The sequence below is a fragment of the Bradyrhizobium sp. genome (assembly GCF_049519115.1).
Classification (GTDB): Bacteria; Pseudomonadota; Alphaproteobacteria; order Rhizobiales; family Xanthobacteraceae; genus Bradyrhizobium.
In genome coordinates, this window is the sequence record NZ_JBEKRB010000130.1 from 1 (window position 1) to 5,824 (window position 5,824).

4 protein-coding genes and 2 pseudogenes are annotated in these 5,824 nt (G+C 61.1%); 4 read left to right on the plus strand and 2 right to left on the minus strand.

Annotation, left to right across the window (positions count from 1 at the left end; translation table 11 throughout):
- A pseudogene (locus ABSE61_RS35620) lies at positions 1-271 on the plus strand (uroporphyrinogen-III synthase); the annotation flags it as partial.
- A 196-nt stretch (positions 272-467) separates the two neighbouring features.
- Here the strand turns inward: ABSE61_RS35620 and fcl are convergent.
- Both fcl and gmd read right to left on the minus strand, forming a co-directional pair.
- Positions 468-1,424, minus strand: a complete 957-nt coding sequence (gene fcl, locus ABSE61_RS35625) for a GDP-L-fucose synthase (protein WP_423875849.1) — start codon at positions 1,422-1,424, stop codon at positions 468-470.
- Complete coding sequence (gene gmd, locus ABSE61_RS35630; RefSeq protein WP_423875850.1) at positions 1,405-2,490, minus strand: GDP-mannose 4,6-dehydratase; 1,086 nt, start codon at positions 2,488-2,490, stop codon at positions 1,405-1,407. Before gmd ends, fcl begins: the two co-directional genes overlap by 20 nt.
- Positions 2,491-2,774: 284 nt before the next feature.
- Here gmd and ABSE61_RS35635 point away from each other — a divergent pair, with 284 nt between their 5' ends.
- From ABSE61_RS35635 to ABSE61_RS35645, 3 genes and pseudogenes are all read left to right on the plus strand, one after another.
- Positions 2,775-3,596, plus strand: coding sequence for an ABC transporter ATP-binding protein (locus ABSE61_RS35635; protein ID WP_423875851.1), 822 nt, complete (start codon positions 2,775-2,777; stop codon positions 3,594-3,596).
- A complete protein-coding gene (locus ABSE61_RS35640) occupies positions 3,593-5,524 on the plus strand; it encodes a long-chain fatty acid--CoA ligase (RefSeq protein ID WP_423875852.1) in 1,932 nt (643 codons plus the stop codon). Before ABSE61_RS35635 ends, ABSE61_RS35640 begins: the two co-directional genes overlap by 4 nt.
- Before the next feature lie 202 nt (positions 5,525-5,726).
- Positions 5,727-5,824, plus strand: a pseudogene (locus ABSE61_RS35645) (branched-chain amino acid ABC transporter permease); the annotation flags it as partial.

Here is a 5,824-nt window from a genome sequence, read left to right on the forward strand (position 1 = left end):
CGCTGAGCGGATCGATGCGATCGCGCTGACGAATTTGGGCCAGATCCGCCGTCTGATCGACGTGGCGCGCGAACGCGGCCTTGAAGCGCGCCTGCGCGAGGGACTGACGAAAACACCGATCGCCTCGGTCGGACCTGCTGTTTCCGACGAACTCAAATCGCACGGCCTGCACGCGGATATTTACCCCGCCAACGAGGCCTTCTTCATGAAGCCGCTGATCTCAGCGATGGCGACGGCGTTAGCGAAGAAAACGCCGCGGACGGCGCGCTAGGTATCATCATTGCCCGAGGGACTCTCTCCCATCCCTCCCCCTTGCGGGGAGGGTCGGCGCGAAGCGCCGGGGGTATTCGAAGCAAAACTTTTGTTACGAAGAAAGCGAAGCGTGACCAATAACGCCCCCACCCGACCGGCCTTTCGCCGGCCACCTTCCCCGCGCTTCGCGGGGGAGGGGTAAGGAGACGCGGTGCTTACTCCGCCGCCTGCTGGTGCTCGTGCAAATAGGCCTGATAGGCGCGCTTGATCCCGTCATGGAGCGCCGTGCTCGCGCGCCAGCCGAGCTTTGCCAGCCGCTCGACGTCGAGCAGCTTTTGCGGCGTGCCGTCGGGCCGGGAAGGATCGTAACTAATCGTGCCGATATAGCCGACCACGCCGGCTACCACGCGGGCGAATTCGGCGATGGTAATGTCCTCGCCGGTCCCGATATTGACGAGTTCGTCGTTCGAATAGGTCTTCATCAGATGGATGCAAGCGTCGGCGAGATCGTCGACATAAAGAAACTCGCGCCGCGGCGTGCCGGTGCCCCACACCACGACATTGGAAGTGCCTGCAACCTTCGCCTCGTGAAACCGGCGGATCAGGGCTGCGACGACGTGGCTATATTCGGGATGATAGTTGTCGCCCGGACCGTAGAGATTGGTCGGCATCACATTGATGAAGTCGCTGCCATACTGGCTGCGATAGGCCTCGACCATTTTGATGCCGGCGATCTTGGCAATGGCATAGGGTTCGTTGGTCGGTTCCAGCGGCCCGGTCAGCATCGAATCCTCGCGCAACGGCTGGGCTGCGAGCTTCGGGTAAATGCAGGACGACCCCAGAAACATCAGCTTCTCGACGCCGTTCTGATGCGCGGCGTGGATCACGTTCGTCGCCATGATCAGATTGTCGTAGATGAATTCGGCCCGCAGCGTGTTGTTGGCGACGATGCCGCCGACTTTCGCCGCGGCCAGAAACACCGCCTGTGGACGCTTCTTTGCAAACCAGTCGGCGACCTGCGCCTGGTTGCGCAGATCGACCTCGCTGCGCGGGACGGTCAGAAGTTCGACGCCCTCGGAAGCAAGCCTTCGCACCAGCGCGCCACCCACCATGCCGCGGTGGCCGGCGACAAAGACGCGCTTGCCCTTCAGATCAAACGGCGTGCTTGCCATTGGCCACCTCGCGCCGGGCGATTGCGAGATCGCCCGCGACCATCTGCTTGACGAGATCGGCGAAGCTCGTCTTCGGTTTCCAGCCGAGCTTCTTGTGCGCCTTGCTGGCGTCGCCGATCAGGAGGTCTACCTCGGTGGGACGGAAATACTGGGGATCGATGCGAACCAGCGTCTTGCCGGATTTTTTGTCGACGCCGGTTTCCTCGACGCCCTTGCCGCGCCATTCGATGCTGCGTCCGACCTCGGCCAGCGCCAGTTCGACGAACTCGCGCACCGAGCGAGTCTCGCCCGTGGCCAGCACGAAATCGTCCGGCTGATCTGCCTGCAATATCTGGTGCATGCCGATGACGTAGTCCTTGGCATGACCCCAGTCGCGCTTGGCGTCGAGATTGCCGAGATAGAGCGTCTCTTCGAGGCCGGTTTCGATCCGCGCCACCGCGCGGGTGATCTTGCGGGTGACGAAGGTTTCGCCCCGGATCGGGCTCTCATGGTTGAACAGGATGCCGTTCGAGGCGAACATGCCGTAGGCCTCGCGATAATTCACCGTGATCCAGTAGCCGTAGAGCTTGGCGACCGCGTAAGGAGAACGCGGATAAAACGGCGTGGTTTCCTTCTGCGGGACTTCCTGGACCAGGCCGTACAATTCCGAAGTCGAGGCCTGATAGAACCGCGTCTCTTTCTCCATTCCGAGGATGCGGATCGCCTCCAGAAGCCGCAGCACGCCGATCGCATCTGCGTTGGCGGTATATTCCGGGCTCTCGAAGCTGACCGCGACGTGGCTCTGCGCGGCGAGATTATAGATCTCGGTCGGCCTAATCTGCTGCATCAGGCGAATCAGGTTAGTCGAATCCGTCATGTCGCCGTAGTGCATCAGGAACGGCACATTGCCGGCGTGGGGGTCCTGATAGAGGTGATCGACCCGGGCGGTATTGAACGAGGACGACCGCCGCTTGATGCCATGCACGGTGTAACCAAGGCCGAGCAGATATTCCGCCAAATACGCGCCGTCCTGCCCGGTCACGCCCGTGATCAGCGCCACGCGCCGTTTGGCATCCTGAAGCGTCATTTTACCTCCAAAGGAACGGCAGCCCTTAGCATCCGATGTGAACGAAGTCTAATGTAAAAGACGATGGAAAATCAGTCCGATAGTGGCGGAATTGAAGGATTTTAGTTACTCGCCGCTGGCTGCACGGCAGGTCGTTAATGGCATTCCATGTACCAGTCACAGACAAATGCCTTTGGTCGCATGGCTTAGCCGGCGAGGCCGATATAGGATCACGCTGAAAAGTCAGGAATAAATACCGGCCAAGAGCGCGAAAAGCGCCGTAAGCAGGCAAGCGGGAGGGACGATTGGAGCATACGTTGGAGGTGCGCGGGGTTTCGCTCCGCTTCGGCGGCGTGCGCGCGCTCACCGACGTCAGTTTTGGCGTCAAATCCGGCGAATTGTTCTCGATCATCGGCCCCAACGGCGCCGGCAAGACCTCGATCGTCAACTGCATCTCGGGCCGCTACCGGCCGACCGAAGGCCAGCTGTTTTACCGAGGACAGGACATCACCGCGCTCAATCCGAATGCGCGGCCGCGGCTGGGTATCGGCCGCACCTTCCAGAACCTCGCGCTGTTCCACCATATGAGCGTGCTCGACAACATCATGGTCGGCCGGCATCATTTGTTGAAGAACAACTTCATCACGGGCTCGCTGTACTGGCTGACCGGCGCACGCCGTGAAGAGCTCGAACATCGCCGCAAGGTCGAGGAGATCATCGACTTCCTCGATCTTCAGCCGGTGCGCAAGGCCACCGCCGGCACCCTTCCCTACGGCTTGCGCAAGCGCGTCGAACTCGCGCGCGCCATGGCGCTGGAGCCGGAACTGATCCTGCTCGACGAGCCGATGGCCGGCATGAACTTCGAGGAAAAGGAGGACATGGCGCGCTACATCGTCGATCTCAATGAAGAGTTCGGCATGACGGTGATGATGATCGAGCACGACATGGGCGTGGTGATGGATATCTCCCACCGCGTGATGGTGCTCGATTTCGGCCGCAAGATCGCGGAAGGCGATCCCGCCGCCGTGCTCGCCGATCCCCATGTCCGGCGCGCTTATCTCGGCGAAGAGGACGAGATCCTGGTCGATCCCGACGAAACGCCGCTTCCTGCGGAATCCGCGGCATGATGGATTACGCCGCCCGTGTCGAAGAGGCCGACACCTATCCGAAGATGTTGCGGCTGAATGCCCGCGAGTTCGGTCATGAGATCGCGCTTCGCGAAAAGAATCTTGGACTCTGGAAGCCCTTTACCTGGAATGACTACCAGACCCGCGTTCGGGATTTTGCACTCGGCATGATCGAGCTTGGGCTTGCGCGCGGCGACGTCGTCGGCATCATCGGCGACAACCGGCCGGATTGGGTCGCCGCCGAAATCGCCAGCCACGCAATCAGGGCCTTGAGCCTCGGTCTTTATCGCGATGTGCTCGATGAGGAAGCGGCCTATCTTCTCAATTACGGCGAAGCCAAGCTCGTTTTCGCCGAAGACGAAGAGCAGGTCGACAAACTATTGGGGCTCGCCGACCGCGCACCGGCTCTCAAGCACATCGTCTACTCTGACCCGAGGGGTTTGCGGAAATATAACGATCCGCGCCTGATGTCTGCCGAACAACTGACGGCGATGGGACGCGAGCGGCAACAGCGCGAGCCTTCGCTTTACGACAGCCTAGTCGATGCGACGAAGGGTGAAGATGTCGCGATCCTCTGCACCACGTCGGGCACGACCTCCCACCCTAAACTCGCGATGCTGGCTGCGGGGCGCGTGCTGCGACATTGCGCGACATATCTCGCCTTCGATCCGAAGGGGCCGGAGGACGAGTATGTCTCGGTGTTGCCGCTGCCCTGGATCATGGAACAGGTCTATGTGCTCGGCAAAGGGTTGCTGTGCCGGATGAAGGTCAACTTCGTCGAAGAGCCCGAGACCTTGCTGAATGATTTGCGCGAGATCGCGCCGACCTTCGTGCTGTTCGCACCCAGGGTCTGGGAAGCTATCGCCGCGGACGTTCGCGCGCGGGTGATGGATTCCTCCCCGCTCAAGCAGGGCCTCTACGAACTCGGGATGGAAGCCGGCCTTTCGGCGCTCGCGCGCGGCCGGCATTCGCTCGTGGCGGAAACGCTGTTGTTTCGCGCGCTGCGCGACCGCCTCGGCTTTACCCGCCTCCGTTCGGCTGCGACCGGCGGCGCGGCGCTCGGCCCCGATACGTTCAAGTTCTTCCGCGCCATGGGCGTACCGTTGCGCACCCTCTACGGTCAGACCGAGACGCTAGGCGCCTATACCCTGCATCCCGAAGACTCCGTCGATCCCGACACCACGGGCGTTGCGATGGACAAAACCATCGAAATCCGCATCGACAATCCAGATATCCAGGGCGTCGGCGAGATTATGATCCGCCACCCCAACATGTTCCTCGGCTACTATAGAAATCCTGAAGCATCCGCGGCCGATATCAAGGACGGCTGGCTGCAATCCGGCGACGCCGGCTATTTCAACGACAACAAGCAGCTCGTCGTCATTGACCGTATCAAGGATCTCGCGGAGACCTCGCGCGGCGAACGCTTCTCGCCGCAATATCTCGAGAACAAGCTGAAATTCTCGCCCTATATTGCGGAAGCCGTCGTGCTCGGCGACGGACGCGATCGCCTTGCGGCCATGCTGTGCATTCGCTTCTCGATCGTCTCGAAATGGGCGGAAAAGAACCGGATCACGTTTACGACCTACACCGATCTTTCCGCACGAGCTGAGATCTATGCGCTGCTGCAGCAAGAGGTCGAGGCCGTCAACGCCACACTGCCCCCGGCGCAGCGCATCTCGCGTTTTCTCCTGCTGTACAAAGAACTCGATGCCGACGACGGCGAACTCACTAGAACGAGAAAAGTCCGCCGCAGCGTGATCAACGAAAAATACGCCGACATCATCGAATCCATCTACGCCGGCCGAAACGAAATCCCGGTCGATACCGTGATCCGTTTCCAGGACGGCACCACGCAACGCATCCGCACCACGCTTCGTGTGATCGAGCTTGTGCCTTCGGCGCCACTCGCGGAGGCCGCGGAATGACCGCCTCGCAACATTCCGAAATGCCAGTTGCTGCACCCTCTCCCCTCGTGGGAGAGGGCAGCTCCGTAGCTCGACACGCACTCGTTTGGGTGAGGGGTCCCCTCGCCGCATTTCCGACACGTAGATCACCCCTCACCCGCCGCCGCTTTGCGTCGGCACCCTCTCCCGCAAGGGGAGAGGGTGACAGCCAGCCTCGCTCCCCATGAACCTCGCTTTCCTGATCCAGCTTCTGGTCAACGGCCTTGTGGTCGGCACGCTCTATGGCGTGGTCGCGATGTCGTTCGTGCTGATCTACAAGGC